This window comes from Larkinella knui, assembly GCF_003858645.1.
Classification (GTDB): Bacteria; Bacteroidota; Bacteroidia; order Cytophagales; family Spirosomataceae; genus Larkinella; species Larkinella knui.
This window is the reverse complement of record NZ_RQJP01000001.1, coordinates 238,390-256,257: the sequence shown is the minus strand read 5'-3', so window position 1 is coordinate 256,257 and position 17,868 is coordinate 238,390. Positions and strand designations below refer to the sequence as shown.

Annotated in this window: 12 protein-coding genes; 3 read left to right on the top strand and 9 right to left on the bottom strand. The window is 51.6% G+C overall.

The features are described from left to right. Positions 1 to 3: 3 nt before the first annotated feature. The 3 genes from EHT87_RS00990 to EHT87_RS00980 form a co-directional block, all read right to left on the bottom strand. Complete coding sequence (locus EHT87_RS00990) at positions 4 to 225, bottom strand: DUF6814 family protein (protein WP_124902962.1); 222 nt, start codon at positions 223 to 225, stop codon at positions 4 to 6. 12 nt (positions 226 to 237) lie between these two features. Then, positions 238 to 1,764: an MFS transporter gene (locus EHT87_RS00985; protein WP_124902960.1), complete on the bottom strand. Its 1,527-nt coding sequence runs from the start codon at positions 1,762 to 1,764 to the stop codon at positions 238 to 240. Between the two features lie 162 nt (positions 1,765 to 1,926). Continuing rightward, complete coding sequence (locus tag EHT87_RS00980; protein ID WP_124902958.1) at positions 1,927 to 2,811, bottom strand: cation diffusion facilitator family transporter; 885 nt, start codon at positions 2,809 to 2,811, stop codon at positions 1,927 to 1,929. Between the two features lie 132 nt (positions 2,812 to 2,943). On the opposite strand from EHT87_RS00980, the gene EHT87_RS00975 reads away from it, so the two are divergent. After that, positions 2,944 to 5,511 carry a TonB-dependent receptor gene (locus EHT87_RS00975; RefSeq protein ID WP_124902956.1) on the top strand — a complete coding sequence of 856 codons (2,568 nt, stop codon included), beginning with the start codon at positions 2,944 to 2,946 and terminating at the stop codon, positions 5,509 to 5,511. A gap of 9 nt (positions 5,512 to 5,520) precedes the next feature. On the opposite strand, the gene EHT87_RS00970 is transcribed toward EHT87_RS00975, so the two are convergent. Further along, the gene (locus EHT87_RS00970; RefSeq protein ID WP_124902955.1) at positions 5,521 to 6,204 is read right to left on the bottom strand and encodes a carbonic anhydrase; all 684 of its coding nucleotides are present in this window, start codon (positions 6,202 to 6,204) and stop codon (positions 5,521 to 5,523) included. Beyond that, positions 6,170 to 7,786, bottom strand: coding sequence for a SulP family inorganic anion transporter (locus tag EHT87_RS00965; RefSeq protein WP_124902954.1), 1,617 nt, complete (start codon positions 7,784 to 7,786; stop codon positions 6,170 to 6,172). The genes EHT87_RS00970 and EHT87_RS00965 overlap by 35 nt, the downstream gene beginning before the upstream one ends. Before the next feature lie 140 nt (positions 7,787 to 7,926). Here EHT87_RS00965 and EHT87_RS00960 point away from each other — a divergent pair, with 140 nt between their 5' ends. Both EHT87_RS00960 and EHT87_RS00955 read left to right on the top strand, forming a co-directional pair. After that, positions 7,927 to 9,174 carry a THUMP-like domain-containing protein gene (locus EHT87_RS00960; protein WP_124902953.1) on the top strand — a complete coding sequence of 416 codons (1,248 nt, stop codon included), beginning with the start codon at positions 7,927 to 7,929 and terminating at the stop codon, positions 9,172 to 9,174. Further along, positions 9,171 to 9,881 (top strand): hypothetical protein, encoded by a 711-nt coding sequence (locus tag EHT87_RS00955; protein WP_124902952.1) that lies wholly within the window; start codon positions 9,171 to 9,173, stop codon positions 9,879 to 9,881. Before EHT87_RS00960 ends, EHT87_RS00955 begins: the two co-directional genes overlap by 4 nt. 117 nt (positions 9,882 to 9,998) lie before the next feature. On the opposite strand, the gene EHT87_RS00950 is transcribed toward EHT87_RS00955, so the two are convergent. The 4 genes from EHT87_RS00950 to polA form a co-directional block, all read right to left on the bottom strand. Then, entirely contained in the window at positions 9,999 to 12,497 is a 2,499-nt protein-coding gene (locus EHT87_RS00950) for a bifunctional UDP-N-acetylmuramoyl-tripeptide:D-alanyl-D-alanine ligase/alanine racemase (protein ID WP_124902951.1), read from the bottom strand. 97 nt (positions 12,498 to 12,594) lie between these two features. After that, positions 12,595 to 13,674, bottom strand: coding sequence for a magnesium/cobalt transporter CorA (gene corA / locus EHT87_RS00945; RefSeq protein WP_124902950.1), 1,080 nt, complete (start codon positions 13,672 to 13,674; stop codon positions 12,595 to 12,597). 111 nt (positions 13,675 to 13,785) lie between these two features. After that, positions 13,786 to 14,649 (bottom strand): universal stress protein, encoded by an 864-nt coding sequence (locus EHT87_RS00940; RefSeq protein ID WP_124902949.1) that lies wholly within the window; start codon positions 14,647 to 14,649, stop codon positions 13,786 to 13,788. A 157-nt stretch (positions 14,650 to 14,806) separates the two neighbouring features. Then, positions 14,807 to 17,779, bottom strand: a complete 2,973-nt coding sequence (gene polA, locus EHT87_RS00935; RefSeq protein ID WP_124902947.1) for a DNA polymerase I — start codon at positions 17,777 to 17,779, stop codon at positions 14,807 to 14,809. Positions 17,780 to 17,868: the final 89 nt, after the last annotated feature.

The following is a 17,868-nucleotide window of genomic DNA, read 5'->3' as shown; positions in this document are numbered from 1 at the left end:
GCTCTAATTTTTATTGTATTCTCCCTCCCAGGCATACCGCCCGAACAAGGCCAGACCGGCGGTGATGGGAAAAAAAATGACGACAATTACGAGCCAGAAAACATAATCTTCCGCACTGGCGGTCGCTGACGTCAATTTCTGGATGGTTTGATACGGTAGCCCGATCATCAGGGCCAATCCGGCCAGTATACAGACCAGACCGAGGAGTTTTTTCAGGAGGTTCATGGCGGTAAGGAATTAATCATCAGCGGTTTTATACTGCTTTTTATCGATATACAAGGCCCCGATGACGAAGCAGACGGCGGCAATGCCAATCGGATACCAGAGTCCTTGCAGGTACGCTTCCAGCGTGTGGGTTTTCTTGGCCGTTTCTACCAGGCTCGTGGCAATAAAGGGCGTTAAACCGCCAAAAACACCGTTTCCGATGTGATACGGCAACGACATCGACGTATACCGGATTCGGGTGGGAAACAGCTCAACCAGAAAAGCCGCGATGGGGCCGTACACCATCGTCACGTACAGAACCTGCACAAAAACCAGCACCGTCATGAGCCAGAATGCTTCGTATCCCAGCGTCACTTCTTTCACAACCGCCGTTGGCGCGGCCCCGGTTTTGGGAACGGTTTCGCGGTATACCGTACCGTCGTCATAATATGAAACGGATGCCGTGGTGGTTTTGAATTCCTTCGTGTCACCGATGCGTTCCTGTTTGGTTTCGATGCTTCGCCGGAAGGTTTCTTCATTTTTCTGCGTCAGATCGGCCAGACTGTACATGGCGCGGTAAATGGGTCGGTATGTCAGAACGCCCAGCAACATACCCGCCAGCATGATGTTCCGACGGCCGATGCGGTCGGACAAACCGCCAAAAATGACGAAGAACGGGGTGGCCACCAGTAAGGAAATCGCGATGATGTAGTTCGACTGCACGAACTCGACGTTGCAGACCTTCTGAATGAATGACAACGCATAAAACTGGCCGGTATACCAGATAACGCCCTGTCCGGCCGTAGCACCAAACAAGGCCAGCAAGACCATTTTCAGATTCGCTTTTTTGCCAAAACTCTCCTTCAACGGATTGGCCGAGACTTTCCCTTCCTTCTGAAGCTTCTGAAACAGAGGTGATTCCGACATCCGCATCCGGATGTAAATGGAAACACCAACCAGCACGGACGACAGCAGAAACGGCACCCGCCAGCCCCAGCTATTGAAGATGTCGGTGCCCAAAGCCTGCCGGGTGAGCAGAATAACGCCCAGCGAAACGAACAAGCCCATCGTGGCCGTCGTCTGAATGAAACTCGTAAAATAACCCCGCTTGCCGTCGGGCGAGTGTTCCGCCACGTAGGTAGCCGCCCCCCCGTATTCACCGCCTAACGCTAACCCCTGAACGAGCCGGAGCAGCAGAACGAGCGCCGGAGCCAGCATACCGATGGTTTCATAATCCGGCACGCAGCCAATCAGAAACGTTGAACCGCCCATCAGAACGAGCGTCAACAAAAAGGTGTATTTCCGCCCCACCAGATCGCCCAGCCGACCGAATACGAGCGCGCCGAACGGTCGGACGATAAAACCGGCCGCAAACGTCGCCAGGGTCGATAAAAAACCGGCGGTTGGATTGTCTTTCGGGAAAAATTGGGCGGAGAGAATAGTGGCCAGACTGCCGAAAATGTAAAAGTCGTACCACTCGATGAGGGTGCCGACCGAGGAGGCCGTTATGACCCGCCAGACCCCGGTTGCTTCGGAGGGTGCGGATTGTTTGATACGCATGTACTGTGTAGGGTTTTGGAATGCGGCATAAAAAAGCAACTTAAACCGCTTTTTTCCTAAACTTGAGTTAAGAATTAAGAGCCAGGAGGTAAAAGTGAAGAGTTGGCTGACGCATTAAACCGAACAGGAAGCATGCGTCAGCCAACTCTTTACTTTTAACTGCTAGTCCGGTTCAATATGAACCAGGACATCGTATACCGCCGGTTTTTCCGCCAGAATGGCCGCTTTAACCCCATGCGCGATTTCGTGGCCCACCCGAACCGAAATGTCGCCCGATACCAGCACGTGCAGATCAATGAAATACTCAAAGCCGGTTTTGCGGACCCGGAACTTATCGATTCCTTTCACGCCCGAAACGCTCAGCGCAATCAGTTCCAATTCCTGCTCCCAGTCACCGGGGGGCGTCTCGTCCATGATTTCGCCGAGCGAAGGCCGGAAAATATGGTAGGCGTTGTAAAAAATAATGCCCGAAGCCAGCAGAGCCGCCCAGTCATCGGCGCTCTCGTAACCCGGTCCGCCGATCAGCGCAATGCTGATGCCGACAAAAGCCGTTAACGACGTAATGGCGTCACTGCGGTGGTGCCAGGCGTCGGCTTTCACGGCGCTGCTCGCCGTTTCGGCCCCTACCTGACCAACCTTCCGAAACAAGACTTCTTTAATGATCACGACGGCGGCCAGCACCACCAGCGTAAAAGGCGCGGGAATCTTGTGCGGAATCCGGATATTTTCAATGCTTTGGACGGCAATCAGAATAGCCGCCCCAACCAGCGCCAGGGACACTACGATGGCGGCCAGCGGTTCGGCTTTGCCGTGGCCGAACGGGTGGTTTTTGTCGGGTGCACGCGCAGCCGTTCGCAGGCCCACCCAGACAAAGATCGAGGTAACGATGTCTGTCGCCGACTCCATCGCATCCGCTATCAGGGCGTATGAGTTGCCCAGCCAGCCAGCGGCTCCTTTAACCAGCACCAGCCCAATATTGACCGCAATACCGATCAGGGTCGTTTTCTGCCCCCGTTCGGCCTGGTGCGGTTTCGTGGATTGTTCCATGTTAGTTCTATAAAGTACAAAGGTAAATAAACCGCGTTGAAACGTTCCTCTCCTTCATTTTTTACAGTTTTTAAAACACGTTTTCATTTAAAACGACAATAGCGTTATATTTCGTTGGAAATAACGCTTCTGATGAAACATTTTTTCATTGCATTACTCCTGATGGCCCAGCTTGCCCAGGGAAAAGTTTTTCCAGACAGCACCGGTTTGCGCCGGGATTCTCTCCGAAAAGTCCAGCTGAACGAAGTGGTGGTGACGGCTTCGCGGGTGCCGGAGTCCATCCTGAAATCGCCCGTCAGCATCGAACTTCTCGACGCGCGGCAAATCCGGATGTCGGCCCAGCCGTCCTATTTCGACGCCATTGAAAACCTGAAAGGCGTTCAGCTGCTGACCTCCAGCCTGGGTTTCAAAGTGTATAACACGCGGGGTTTTGCCAACCCCACCAACGTGCGGTTTGTGCAGCTCGTGGACGGAATGGACAACCAGGCTCCGCACATCGGTGCGCCCATCGCCAATGCCCTGGCGCCCTCGGATCTGGACATTCAGCAGGTTGAAATTGTGCCGGGGGCGGCTTCGGCCCTGTACGGCATGAACGCCCTCAATGGGCTGGCTCAGTTGATTACCAAAGATCCTTTTACATCGCAGGGTTTGAGCGTCAGTCAGAAAACCGGGGTGAATCACGTCCATGATCCGCTGGTGTCGGCCAAGTTGTATACAGAAACCAGTTTGCGTTACGCCCGAACACTCGGCTCCCGCCTGGCGGTTAAAGTAAATCTGACGTATCAGAGCGGCTATGACTGGATTGCCCGCGATGCCAGCGATCTTAACCCCAATGCCAATGCGTCGCTCGGACTCACCGGAACGACGAATCCCGGTCAGGATCGGGTCAATGTGTACGGCGACGAATCGGCTAACCGCCGAACCCTGACCCTCGACGGCAGGAAGTACGTCGTTGCCCGAACCGGTTATTTTGAAAACGAAACCGCCGACCTGGGACTCCACAATCTGCGGGGCGACGCCGCTATTTTCTGGCGCATTCGGCCCCATGTAACGGTTTCATACCGCTATAAAGCCGCTACGCTGGCTACGGTTTACCAACGCACCAACCGCTTTCGGCTGGATGATTACCGGCTCGACCAGCACGGCATAACGCTTGAATCACCATCGGTTCACATCAGGGCGTACCGTACGCACGAAAATACCGGTAATTCGTACAACATTCGCTCGATGGCCGAGAACATTGATCGGTCGTTTAAGTCCGACAATCAGTGGTTTACCGATTTTTCCAACCAGTTTCTGGCGGCAACGAAAACCGGACAACCACTACCACAGGCTTTGCAACTGGCCCGCACCACCGCCGATCAGGGCCGGCCCCAGCCCGGTTCGGCCGCGTTCAGGTCACAAATCGACCACCTGCGGAAAATCAATAACTGGGATATCGGAGCCGCTTTGCAGGTGCAATCGTGGCTCTACCACGCGGAGGGCCAGGTTGAGCCAACGAAAGTGTTGTGGTCGGGTTTTCGCCAGAAAACCGGTATCAATCTTCTGGCGGGGGTGGATTACCGGCAGTATGTTGTTTTTCCGGATGGCAATTATTTCATCAATCCCGAAGAAACGGGCCAGAATCTGATTTATTACAAAACCGGTGGCTTTGTCCAGGCATCGCGGTCGTTTTTCGGTGAACGTTTGAAGCTGACCGGATCGGTACGGGTCGACAAAAACCGGTATTTCGATGCGCGGCTGAATCCGCGTATATCGGCGGTATTTTCGCCAGCGGAACGGCACAACATTCGGGCTTCCTACCAGACGGGCTACCGGTTTCCCTCGCTGTTCGAAGCGTTTTCCAACGTTAATTCGGGCGGTGTAAAGCGGGTCGGTGGCCTGAAAATCATGTCGCAGGGGCTGTTTGAACGTTCGTATTTCCGGACCTCCATCGACGCGTTTCAGGCAGCTATCAATACCGACGTCAACACGAACAAGCTGACGACGGAGCAGGCCATTCAAAAAAACAAAGGATTGATCAAGGCCAATACCTACACCTATATCAAACCCGAGCAGGTGAATAGCATTGAGCTGGGATACAAGGGGTTGTTTCTGGAAAACCGCCTGTATATCGATGTCGATTTCTACTACAACGTCTACCGGAATTTCATCGCGCAGGTCGAAGTGAACGTTCCTAAAAGCAAGAATCCGGATTCGGTGGCGTATGCCCTGGCCGACCGCACCCAACAGGATCGTTACCGGCTCTGGACCAACTCCAAAACGAACGTATTCAATTATGGGTCCAGTCTGGGGCTCCGGTATTCGGCCGGCCGCCACTGGGTTTTAGCAGGAAATGGTTCGCTGGCCCGGCTTGACCGCACCGATCAGGGCGATGGGCTGGAAGAAGCCTTCAATACGCCCAAATGGATCACCAACATGAGCATTGCCAACCCAACCCTCTGGAAAAACCTCGGTTTTTCGGTCAACTACAAATACCAGAGTTCGTTTTTGTGGCAATCGTCACTGGCAACCGGGCGGGTTCCGGCAATTCATACGGTTGACGCGCAGGTTAGTTATGGGCTGTCGAAACCCAGTTTGTCCTTCAAACTTGGCGGAACCAACCTGCTCAACCGGCCTTACACCACCTTCGCAGCCGGGCCAGCCGTTGGAGGGCTGTATTATGCCACGGTGGTGCTGACGGTGCTGGAACATAACTGATGGTCAGGCTTATTTCAACAGCCGAATATCGGTCGTCAATGCATTCGACAGGCTGTCTTCGGTGCCTAATTGCCGGACAAACTGCACGTCGGAAGCATCTGACGGTGACAGATTGACAATTTCTTTCAGCTGACCATTGTGCAGATCGAAAACCCAGCCGTGCAGCCACACATCCTGTTTCCGGTTCCAGGCATCCTGAATAATGGCCGTATGAACCAGATTATAAACCTGTTCCCGCGTGCTCAGTTCCACCAGGCGATTAAACCGGTCAAGCTCACTGGTGATGCTTTGCAGTTCATTGTAGTATTTCGCCTTGACGATGTGAATATTTTGCAACCAGTTGTCAATCAGCCCATAGCGTTTTTCGAGCAGGGCGGCTTTCACGCCCCCGCACTCATAATGGCCACAGACGATGATGTGCCGGACGTTTAAGACTTCAACCGCATATTGCAACACACTGAGCAGGTTCAAATCCGACGAAATCACCTGATTGGCGATGTTCCGGTGCACGAACATTTCACCGGGCATCGTGCCCGTGATTTCTTCGGCAGAAACCCGGCTGTCCGAGCAACCAATCCAGAGGAAACCCGGTTTCTGGTCCGCAGCCAGGTTGTCAAAATAGAACTCATCGAGCTCCAGTTTGTCCAGTGCCCACGCCTTATTCGCTAACAGTAACTTCTCGTGTTCTTGCATGATTCCGTAAGCTGCGTTTTTTTAGTGAGACATTCTTCAGTTCATACTTGATATTCAACGTATGCGCGGTTTCCTTGAAATCCTGGAGGATGTTGTAAATATCCTGGTCGATAAAGGCGGCATGGGTACCATCGACGAGCACTTCATCGCCCGGTTGTAGCTCGCGCAGCGTTTGTTTCAACTGCGGTTTTATCAAGAAATACTGATCTTTCTGGAGTTTGATCAACACCTTGTTATTGTCCCGCACCACCCGGAATGCCGCCTGAAAATTGGTATAAAGCACGAAGAGAATACCGACCACCAGGCCAATGCCGATTCCAATTAACAAGTCGGTAAACACAATTCCTACCACCGTGACAATGAACGGAATAAACTGATAAATGCCTTCTTGGTAGGTTTTTCTGAATATCTCCGGTTTCGCCAGTTTATAGCCTACCGTGATGAGCAAAGCCGCCAGACACGACAGCGGAATCAGGTTGATCAGCGGAGCGCCCAGAAAAACGGCGATCATCAAAAACAAGCCGTGAATAATGGCCGAAACCCGGGTTTTACTCCCTCCGTACACATTGGCAGACGTGCGGACAATCACCGACGTGAGGGGCAAACCGCCAATGAGGCCCGAAACCAAATTGCCGATACCCTGCGCCATCATCTCCTGATCGGGCGATGAAACCCGTTTTTGGGGATCGAGTTTGTCGGCAGCTTCCAGATTCAAAAGGGTTTCCAGACTCGCCACAATGGCAATGGTGAATGCCGTGATGTAAACTTTGGGATTGGTCAGCGCACTGAAATCCGGAAAATAGAAAATCGAAAACAGGCTTTTGCCTTTTTCGATTTCGGGAATCTGCACCATATGCTGATGCGCCGAAGTACCCAGATACCAGTCGGGCATAATGACACGGAAAAGTTCGTTCATGCCAATTCCCAAGACCACCACGGCCAGCGCACCCGGAAAGTTCTTGAAAAATCCCAGGCCTTTTCTGGCCGCTTTTTCCCAGAAAAAAAGCAGTAAAAACGACGCGAGGCTGATCACAACGGCACCGGTACTGGCCGTCACAATGGCCCGGTAAATCTCGGAAATGGTATTTTCGCCGTCGGCTAACTGTTGAAACTCAAACTCACCTTCAAAATCATTATCGCGGCCCAGCGCGTGGGGAATCTGTTTGAGAATAATAACCAGACCGATAGCGACCAGCAACCCCCGGATGACGCTGTCCGGAAAATAACCGCTGAATTTTCCGGCTTTCAGAACGCCCAATCCTAATTGGATGATCCCGGCAATCACCACCGCCGTCAGGAATACTTCAAACGAACCCAACCCGCTGATGCTGTCGGCAACGATCACCGCCAGACCGGCCGCCGGACCACTGACGCTAATTTCCGAACCCGATAGCAAACCAATAACCAGCCCGCCAATCATGCCGGCCACCAGACCGGAAAACAACGGAGCACCCGATGCCAGCGCAATTCCCAGACAAAGCGGCAGCGCCACCAGAAAAACCGATAGTCCCGACGGTAAATCCGAACGAAAAGTAGAAAGTGAATACGTCGATAAGGTCTTTAGGGGTCTAAAGATTTTCATAAGTATTTTAATTACAATGAAAATTAAGAGCGGTAATTATTTGTTCCGAGGTCAGTAGAACAGTTTCATAACCACAAAACTCGTCATAAAATTTTAATCCTTTTTTAATCTTTTCATAGTTACTAATTTTTCTTTAATTAATGACATTTTTAACGGCTGCGGAACAAACATTTATTCAGGAACACTTACACGCTGATCCCCACACGTTGCTCCTGCATACGTCAGCCCCGGCAGATGTTCGTTTAAAGGTAGTGGCCGCTCAGTTGGTAGCCCGGCAAAAAGCTAAAATCAAACTGCCAACCTGGTATGCCAACCCCGCGCTTGTATTTCCGCCGGCTCTATCGGTCGAACAGGCTTCCTCGGAACGGACGGCGGCTTATAAAGCGTCAATTGTGGCTAAAAATGGTGGCCAACCTTCTTTATTAATCGACTTAACCGGCGGCATGGGCGTCGATTCGCTGGCCTTTTCCCGGCAGGCGGATCGGGTCATTTATATTGAGCATCAGCCCGATCTGGCCGAACTGGCGGCTTTTAACCTTCCTAAACTGGGGGGAGATACGATTGATTTCCAGGCGAATCAGGGCCGGAATACCGATGCAAACGATTTTTTGGCCCGTTTCACGGATACGGCCGACTGGTTTTATCTGGATCCGGCCCGGCGCAACCAGCAGGGCGGGAAAGTGGTGCTACTGGAAGATTGTGAGCCTAACATTCTGGATTGGTACGGTACCGGAATTTCGACCGGTTTTCGAAAAAAAGCCACTTCAGTATTGTTAAAAACATCACCGCTGATTGATATTGAAGCCGTTATACGGCAATTGCCCGACGTGGCTGCGGTTCATATTGTTTCGGTCGATAATGAATGCAAGGAAGTTTTATTTGTTTTGAAGGCTCATGAAGATCCGGACGTTGCGGTTACCACGATCAACCTCCGGTCAACCGGACCGGACGAAGTGTTTATTTTCCGTCGATCCGAAGAACGAACCGTTCCTGTTCAATTCGGCGACCCGATGCGTTACTTATACGAACCCAATGCGTCTATATTGAAAGCAGGGGCATTTCGGGCAGTAGCGGAGCGGTTTGGTTTATATAAATTAGCACCCAATAGTCATTTGTACACCAGTGATCAATGGATACCCGACTTTCCGGGCCGTTCATTTGAAGTAGTGGGAAATTGTAAACCGGATCGCAAAGAGGTTCAGTCGTTTTTGCCAGAACCCAAAGCTAATCTGAGTGTTCGGAACTTTCCAGAACCGGCCGAAATGCTGCGTAAAAAACTCGGTTTAGCCGCCGGTGGAGTGCATTACCTGTTTGCCACCACACTAGTTGATAAGAAGAAACGAATTTTAATTACACGAAAACCAATTCATCCATCGTTACTCAAATGAAAACATTATCGATTAAATCGTTCTTACACGTCTTGTTTTGCTCAGTTTTTCTGGGAATTGCTGCTGCCGTTCAGCCGGTTCTGGCCCAAACGGTATCTTCGGCTACTGAAAAAGTAGACCAGATTTCGCTGATGGGTCTCTCTCTCAATCTGCCGATCGAAGGCAAATTTGTTGAAAAAGAATGGGAGACGTTATTAAAATCGTACGGCAAAGTTACAACGGGCCGTGGTGGCATCTATAAGGTTCCAGCCGCCAATGTTCCGGCTCTTTCAAACGAGCCGCTGAACGTGGCCAGCAAGGTTTCTTCGGATAAAAACAAGGCTACCGTTTTTCTGGCAGTCGACAAAGGCAACGCCGATTATGTTAAACCCGGGGATGCCCTCTATGGTCAGGTTGAAACGGTATTGAAAGAGTTTGCGGAACGCACCCGAATCAATTACGACATCAAACTGGCGGACGATACGTTCACGGAAGCGCAAAAAAAGCAGGAAAAATTAGTCAAGCAAGGCGAAAAACTGGTTCGTGATCTCGAAAGAAATAAAAAAGAGAAAGACAATCTGGTTAAAAAAATGGACGAGAATGCCCGTGAGCTGGAGCAGTTAATCCGTGATACGGAAACCAACAAGAATGATCAGATCAGTTCAGCGAAGGATTTTGACACCAAAAAACAGGCCCTGGAAGCAGCCAGAGCCAAGTTACCGAAATAATTTTAAGTGTGGAGTTGGCCAGGTCATGACCTGCCAACCCGGAAGAACCCTGTGAGAGCGGTTTGTGGGGACAGATGAGGCCCGTCAGTCGGATTCCGGCTGGCGGGCTTTTTTATTTTACTCCCTGAAAAACACCCGTTTAACGCGCTCGCTGACGCCCGTCAGGATTTCGTACGGAATGGTCCCGATGCGCCCGGCGAGGTCAGCAATGGAAACGGGCTGACCAAACAGGATAACCTCATCGCCTTCCCGGGCCGCAGCCTGCGTAACATCGATCATGGTCATGTCCATGCAAATACTGCCAACCGTAGGACACAAAACGCCATTGACCCAAACCTGTCCGACGCCGTTGCCCAACCGGCGGTCGTAACCATCGGCATAGCCAATGGCCAGCGTAGCAATCCGGGCGTCGTGGGTCAGAACGCCCCGGCGGCTGTAGCCCACCGTTTCACCGGATTTGAGTTCTTTGATCTGGCTGATAACGGTTTTCAACGTTCCCACAGCCTGTACCTGTTGTGGCTCCAGTTTACTGACTTCGACCCCGTAGAGGCCAATGCCGAGCCGCACCATATCCAGTTTAAATTCGGGCAAACGTACGATTCCCGCCGAGTTGAGTAGGTGCCGCAAGGGCCGGTAGCCAACCAACTGCTCCAACTCCGTGGCTCCGGCGATGAATTGCCGGTATTGTTCCTGCGAAAATGGGGTGTGTTCCGCTTCATCCGAACCCGCCAGATGACTGAATACGGAAGCCACCCGGAGTTCCGGATGTGCCTTCAGCAACTGGCCTAAAAGCGGTATTTCAACCGGCAAAAATCCCAGCCGGTGCATCCCGGTATCCAGTTTGATATGAATGGGCGGAAAGGTCACGTCCGGTTTTTCGCCGGATACCGGAGCGTTTTCTTCTTTCAGAAACCGGGACCATTCTTCCAAAATCCGAAAACTGAAAATTTCCGGTTCCAGCTGGAAGTCAATCAGTTGCCGAAAAGACTCCGGGGCCGGATTCATGACCATAATGGGCAACTTAATACCATTCTGGCGAAGGCCAACGCCCTCATCGGCATAGGCAACAGCCAGATAATCGACGCGGTGGTATTGCAGCAAACTGGCGACCTCCGCACTGCCGCTTCCGTAGGCAAACGCCTTGACCATCACCATGATTTTCGTTTGCGAGCCGACTTTGTTCCGGTAAAAATTCAGGTTGTGGGTTAGAGCATCCAGGTTGATTTCCAGCACCGTACGGTGTGATTTCTGCACGAAACGGTTGACTACGCTTTCGAACGAAAACCGGCGGGCACCTTTCACCAGAATGACCGAGTCCGTCAGTTCGTTGAGATATCCCGACTGCAGGAGGGCGTCAGTGGTTGAGTAAAGATGCGTTGGAACGGTGAAAACCGACTGATAGTGACCGATTTCGGGACCGACGCCCACCAACTGCCGGACTCCTTTTTCGGTCACCATCCGGGCAATGGCCGGATACAGCTCGTCGGGCTTCATACCGGTTTCCAGCAAATCCGACAGAACCAGCACTTTCTGCCGCGAAGCATCCTGCTGGTTCAAAAAGTCGAGCGCAATCGACAGGCCCGCGAGGTCGTTGTTATACGTATCGTCGATCAGCAAATTACGATGAATGCCCTCCTTCAGTTCAAGACGCATCGAAACGGGCCGTAAACGGGCAAAACGGTCCCGCAAAATGGTTTCGTCCGTGACACCCAAAACCAGCGTAGCCAGCAGAACATGCGTCGCATTTTCGAGCGATGCGGAGTCCGAAAACGGTACCCAAACCGTGCAATCGCGTCCCTCCCACCGCACGCCGATCTGCGCCCCCCGGGCTTGCGGGGTAAATAAGACCGATAGTTCGGCGCTTTGATCCGTCGACCAACCGATGAGCCGGATGGCCGGATTGACGGCTGTGAGCAGCAGATGAATTTCTTCATCAATTTCTGAATAGGATTTCCGATAAATCAACGTATCTGCATTTCGAAACAGGCGGAGCTTTTCGGCAACTTTCTGTTTGCAACTCCGAAAACCTTCATCGTGGGCCGGGCCGATGTTCGTAAAAATGCCGATGGTAGGCTGAATAATCGATTGAAGTGCCTGCATTTCAGCCGGTTTTGAAATACCGGCTTCAAAAATACCCAGCGTGTGCTTTTCATTCATCGGCCAGACCGATAGCGGAACCCCAAGTTGCGAGTTGTAACTTTTCGGACTTTTCTGAATCAGAAAATCAGGCGCAAGCACCTGCGCCAGCCACTCTTTAACGATGGTTTTGCCATTGCTTCCGGTTATGCCCACAACCGGAATGGCAAACCGGCTGCGATGCCGGGCGGCCAAATCCTGCAACGTTCTCAAACTGCTGCCAACTTCCCAGATCCGGGCGTCGGGAAGTTTCGCCAGTTCGTGCCGGAGTTCGGGCGTCAGGGCGGCCGTTTCAACCACAAACTGCCGCACATTTTTGGCATACAACTCCGTAATAAACCGATGACCATCGTGGTGTTCGCCCTGAATGGCAAAAAATACCGGTTTAGCCGATCCGGTTTGGGTCGGCGATAACACCTGACGACTATCGGTCAACGGATACACGTCGGCTGTACTGATGTCAAATTCCTGAATTGTCATAAAAATTGGTATTCAGTTTACGGTATTCGGTTTACAGTGGCTGACGCACGAACAGAATGCGTTAGCCACTGTAAACCGAATACCGTAAACTGTAAACTTAGAACCACCGCCTTCGGCGGAAGTAAATAACCATTAAAACCAGGAGAATGAACATGATTCCCAGCACCACAAAGTACCCGTTGCGGGTGTGTAGCTCGGGCATGTTGTCAAAATTCATTCCGTAAACACCCACAATGAAGGTTAACGGCATAAAAATCGCCGAAAAAATCGTCAGCGTTTTCATGACCGAATTCATGCGGTTGCTGAGGGTGGACAGGTACACATCCAGCAAACCGGTCGCCAGTTCGCGGTACGAATCGATGCTATCCAGGACCTGAACCACGTGGTCGTAAAGATCGCGCAGGAAGGGCATTGTTGTAGGCCGAATTAGGTCGCTATCCTCCAGAATCAGGCGGTTTATCATTTCCCGAACGGGCCAGACCACTTTACGCATCAACGTCAGTTCGCGCTTCAAGGTATACAATCGCGTCAGCGTTTGCTGCCCGGCCACCTGTTGAATGATGCTGTTTTCCAGAATTTCGAGCTTCTCGCCGATGCTGTCGAGCACGACAAAATAGTGGTCGACCACTAAATCCATCAACGCATACAGAAGATAATCGGGACCGTTGCGCCGGGTTTTACCAGAAGAAGCCTCGATGCGGCCAAGAATCGGTTGAAATAAATCCTCTTTCCGTTCTTCCTGAAAGGAAATCAGGTAGTTTTTTCCCAAAACGAAGCTCAGATGCTCATTTTCCAACTCCTGACTCGTGGTATTGAAATGCAGCATTTTGAGCGTTGCAAACAGGTAAGCCCCATCGTATTCCTCCACTTTGGGCTTTTGCTGCGAATTCATGACATCTTCGAGCAGCAAACTGTGCAAATGATACTGCTGGCCAATGCGTTCCACAACGGCGGGCTCGTGAATCCCATCGACATTTAACCAGGAAACAAAGGGCGAATCGGCCACCGGCCGACCACAGGAGTCCAACCGCTTCAGGTTTTCGACGACATACGTAGCTTCGTTGTACAGAATCCGGCGAATCTTGGTTTTATAATCGATCTCCTGACCAACATAAATGAGTGTGCCCGGCGAAGCGCCCACTTTTTTTTCAGAATGTTTGTACCGGTGTCTGCCCATCGTTTTTTATGTACCCACAGACTTCAGTCCGTGTTTTGTAGCACGCTGAAGACGGATTTTGAATGCCGGGAATGGTGGTCTAAAACACGGACCGGAGTCCGTGGGTATTTCTTATTTCTCTTCGGCGTGATAGACCAGCACCGGCACGTCAGAACTCAACACCATGCGCTTTGTCAGGCTGGGATTGAGCAGTTTGCTCAGGAAATCGCGTTCGCGGGTGGCCATAATCAGTAAATCAATCTGGTTGGTTTTGATGTATTTCGTCAGCCCTTCGGTCACATTGTCGGCATTGACGGTATCTTCCACAAACCGCTCGCGGCCAAATTCCGACTCGATCTGATCCAGATATTGCCGGTCGTCGTACACGTTTGGCTGATTGAGGGCCTTGATTTTAACCAGACGCAGATTGGAATTGAAGGTTCGAACGAGGTTGACCACCGGCCGCAGAATGTGATTTTCGTCAAATTCCAGCTGCGTTGCATAGGCGATATTCTGCAAACGAACCGGGTGGCTCTGGCCATGTTCCAGAGTCGGAACGACCAATACCGGGCAGTGGGCAGTCATGGCAACATCGGCGGCCGAGCTACCCGCCAGCCAGTCAAAAAAAGTATCGATATGGCTCCGACCCATCACGATCAGATCCGGTTTCAGCTCATCGGCAACCTCAACAATCTCCCCGTCGATTGAGCCAAAACGCGTTTCAATTCGCGTGGTAAACCCTTCCCGTTCAAGCTGTTCGGCCATTTCATGGAGGTTCAGCTCGCCCACATCTTCCATTTCCTGAGCGGCCAGAATACCCGCACCCACCTCACCCGTCGGCAGCGTAGTATCCGGAATATAAGGCTGCGTTACGTGGGCCAGAACCAGTGTTGTTTCCAATCCATCGTGGATATATTGCTTGGCGATGAATTTGGCCCAGGCAAGCGCCAGGTCAGAAGTGCCGGTAAAATCAGTTGGGACCAGAATATTTTTCATGTAATGAGGGATTAGTGATTCAATACTAACAAAAAAATAAGGCTTCCGTCACTGGAAGCCTTATTAATTCTATATTATTTCGGCTTACAGTAGCTGACGCGTTCTTGATGGTCTGCGAAGTGTAACGCGTCAGCCACCGTAAACCGAAACCCTTCTTTCAATGCGCCACCAGCCAGTTTTCGCCAACGCCGATTCCGGTTTCCATTTTTACCGGCAACGGAATGGCATTTCGCATCAGTTCGCCGACATTTTCCCTCAATAATTCCAGTTCATCTTTGTGGGCGTCGAAAACCAGTTCATCATGAACCGTCAGGATCATGCGCGATTTCAAGCGGTTTTCACGAATAAATTTATCAATATTGATCATGGCGATTTTGATCATATCAGCCGCCGACCCCTGAATGGGCGCGTTGATGGCGTTGCGTTCGGCAAAACTCCGATCGGTCATGTTGCGGGAATTGATGTCGCGCAAATACCGGCGCCGTCCCAGAATGGTTTCGGCATATTCACATTCGCGGGCTTTTTGAATGGCTCCGTCCATGTACTGCTTGATAGCCGGAAAACCCGCGAAATATTCCTGAATAATTTCGGCCGCTTCCTTGCGCGGAATCCGCAGCCGTCGGGAAAGTCCGAAGGCCGAAATACCGTAAATAATCCCGAAATTGACCATTTTGGCTTTCCGGCGCATGTCTGCGTCGACTTCCGTCAGCGGTACTTTAAACACCTTGCTGGCGGTTTGGGTGTGAATATCGATGCCGTTGTTGAACGCATCGAGCATGGTCTGATCACCGCTGAAAGCCGCCATGATGCGGAGTTCGATTTGTGAATAATCGGCAGACATGATCAGAAAATCCTCACTATGCGGCACAAACGCCTTGCGGATTTCGCGCCCACGGGGTGTTCGGATTGGAATATTCTGCAGGTTCGGATTGGTCGAACTCAGCCGCCCGGTTGCGGCCACCGCCTGATTGAACGAGGTATGAATCCGGCCGTCGTGCTTGCTCATCATGAGCGGAAGCGCGTCAATGTAAGTATTTTTCAGCTTCACCAACTCCCGGTAATCCAGGATCTTACGGGCAATTTCGTGGTCAGCTTCCAGATCCGTCAGAACTTCCTCGCCGGTTGCATACTGACCGGTTTTGGTCTTTTTGGCTTTATTATCCAGCTTGAGCTTATCAAACAGAACTTCGCCCAGTTGCTTCGGTGAACCCACATTGAAAGGACCACCCGCCAAGTCAAAGATCTCACTCTGCACCTGCCGAATGTCGGTCTCCAGCGTCGCCGAGAGTTCCGCCAGCGCGTTCATGTCCACCTTGACGCCCTCCAGTTCCATATCGCTGAGCACCCGCACCAGTGGCATTTCAACCTCGTAAAACAGTTTGGTGAGCTGGTTTTTTTCCAGCATCGGCAAAAAAGTGTCTTTCAACTGCAGCGTAATGTCGGCATCTTCGCCGGCATATTCAACCACTTTCTGAATCTCCACATCGCGCATCGTTACCTGTTTGGGACCTTTCTTGCCAATCAGCGTTTCGATGGAAACTGGCTCGTAGTTCAGGTGCGTCATGGCCATAATGTCCATGTTGTGCCGCTGCTCGGGTTCGATGAGGTAATGCGCCACCATCGTATCGAACAGTTTCCCCTGCACTTCAATGCCGTATTTTTTCAGCATCAGCATATCGTACTTGAGATTCTGGCCGATTTTAATACTCTCCGGATTCTCAAATACCGGCCGGAATTCCTCCACAATCGCCTGCGCACCCGCGCGGTCGGGCGGCACCGGCACATAGAACGCTTCGCCCTTGCGATAGGCAAACGACAGGCCCACCAGATCCGCTTCGACCGGGTCCATGGAAGTCGTTTCGGAATCGAAACAGAGCGTATCCTGCTGATTCAGGTAATATACCAAACTTTTCCGCAGTTCGGGCGTATCGACAAGGCGGTAATCGTGAACCACCGAGTGGATAGTCCGACGGCGTTCCGGCTGGTTTTCGTCGGGTTCGACTTCCGTCCAATCGGCTTGATTTTCGTCCGAAGCAGGCATGACCTTCGGTCGGGTTGCTTTTTCAAAAGCCGAAATGGCCGCACCCACACTTGATTTTTCATCCAGTGAAAACGGCAAATCATCGGCCCCGGAGGCATTTTTGGCGTTCGGTTGTGCTGCTGGTGCCAGAATAGCTTCATCAAATAAACCCATCTGCCCCTTTGGGCCCGGTTGAGCCGAAACCGGAAACGGGCTCGGTTCCGAATCGTCGTCACCCACCAGCCGACGGCGCAGTTGCCGAAACTCAAGCTCATCCAGCAGAGCGGATAATTTGGGTTTATCAACTTCGGTATGCAGCAGGGCGTCTTCGTTAAAATCAAGCGGAACGTCGAGGTGAATGGTCGCCAGTTGCTTCGACAACAGGCCCTGCTGCGCAAATTGCACGACGTTTTCTTTCAGTTTTCCTTTCAACTGGCTGGCATTGGCAATCAGGTTTTCGACGGTGCCAAACTCGGCGATGAGTTTCTGGGCGGTTTTCTCGCCCACGCCCGGAATCCCCGGAATGTTATCGACCGAATCGCCCATTAAACCCAGCATGTCGGTCACCTGGCTAATTTCCTGAATCTGCCAGCGGTCCAGCACTTCTTTGACACCCAGTTTCTCAGCACCTTTGCCCATAAAAGCCGGGCGGTAGATGTAGACGTGTTCTTCAACGAGTTGCCCGTAATCCTTGTCAGGCGTCATCATAAACACCTCAAAACCAGCTTTCGACGCCCGTTTGGCGAGGGTTCCGATGATGTCGTCGGCTTCGTAGCCATCCAGAATCAGGATGGGAATATTCATGGCTTCCACCAACCGTTTTACATACGGAATGGCGATGCTGATGTCTTCGGGCATGGCCTGGCGGTTGGCTTTGTATTCCACAAAAGCCTCGTGCCGGAAGGTCTTTTTACTGCTATCGAACGCAACACCGATGTGGGTCGGTTTTTCTTTCTGAAGGATTTCCAGCAAGGCGTTCGTAAATCCGAAAACGCAGCTGGTATTGAGGCCCCGGGAGGTGATGCGTGGTGCCTTGCTGAAGGCGAAATGGGCGCGATAAATCAGGGCCAGCGCATCCAGCAAAAATAATTTCTTTTCTGGTTTATTCATTGGTAAGTTGCCGAAAAACAGTCTGCACAGTGGGCAGAAAACGACCCTCGCAAATAACGAAATATCGTCTCCGTATCAAAATAATAACG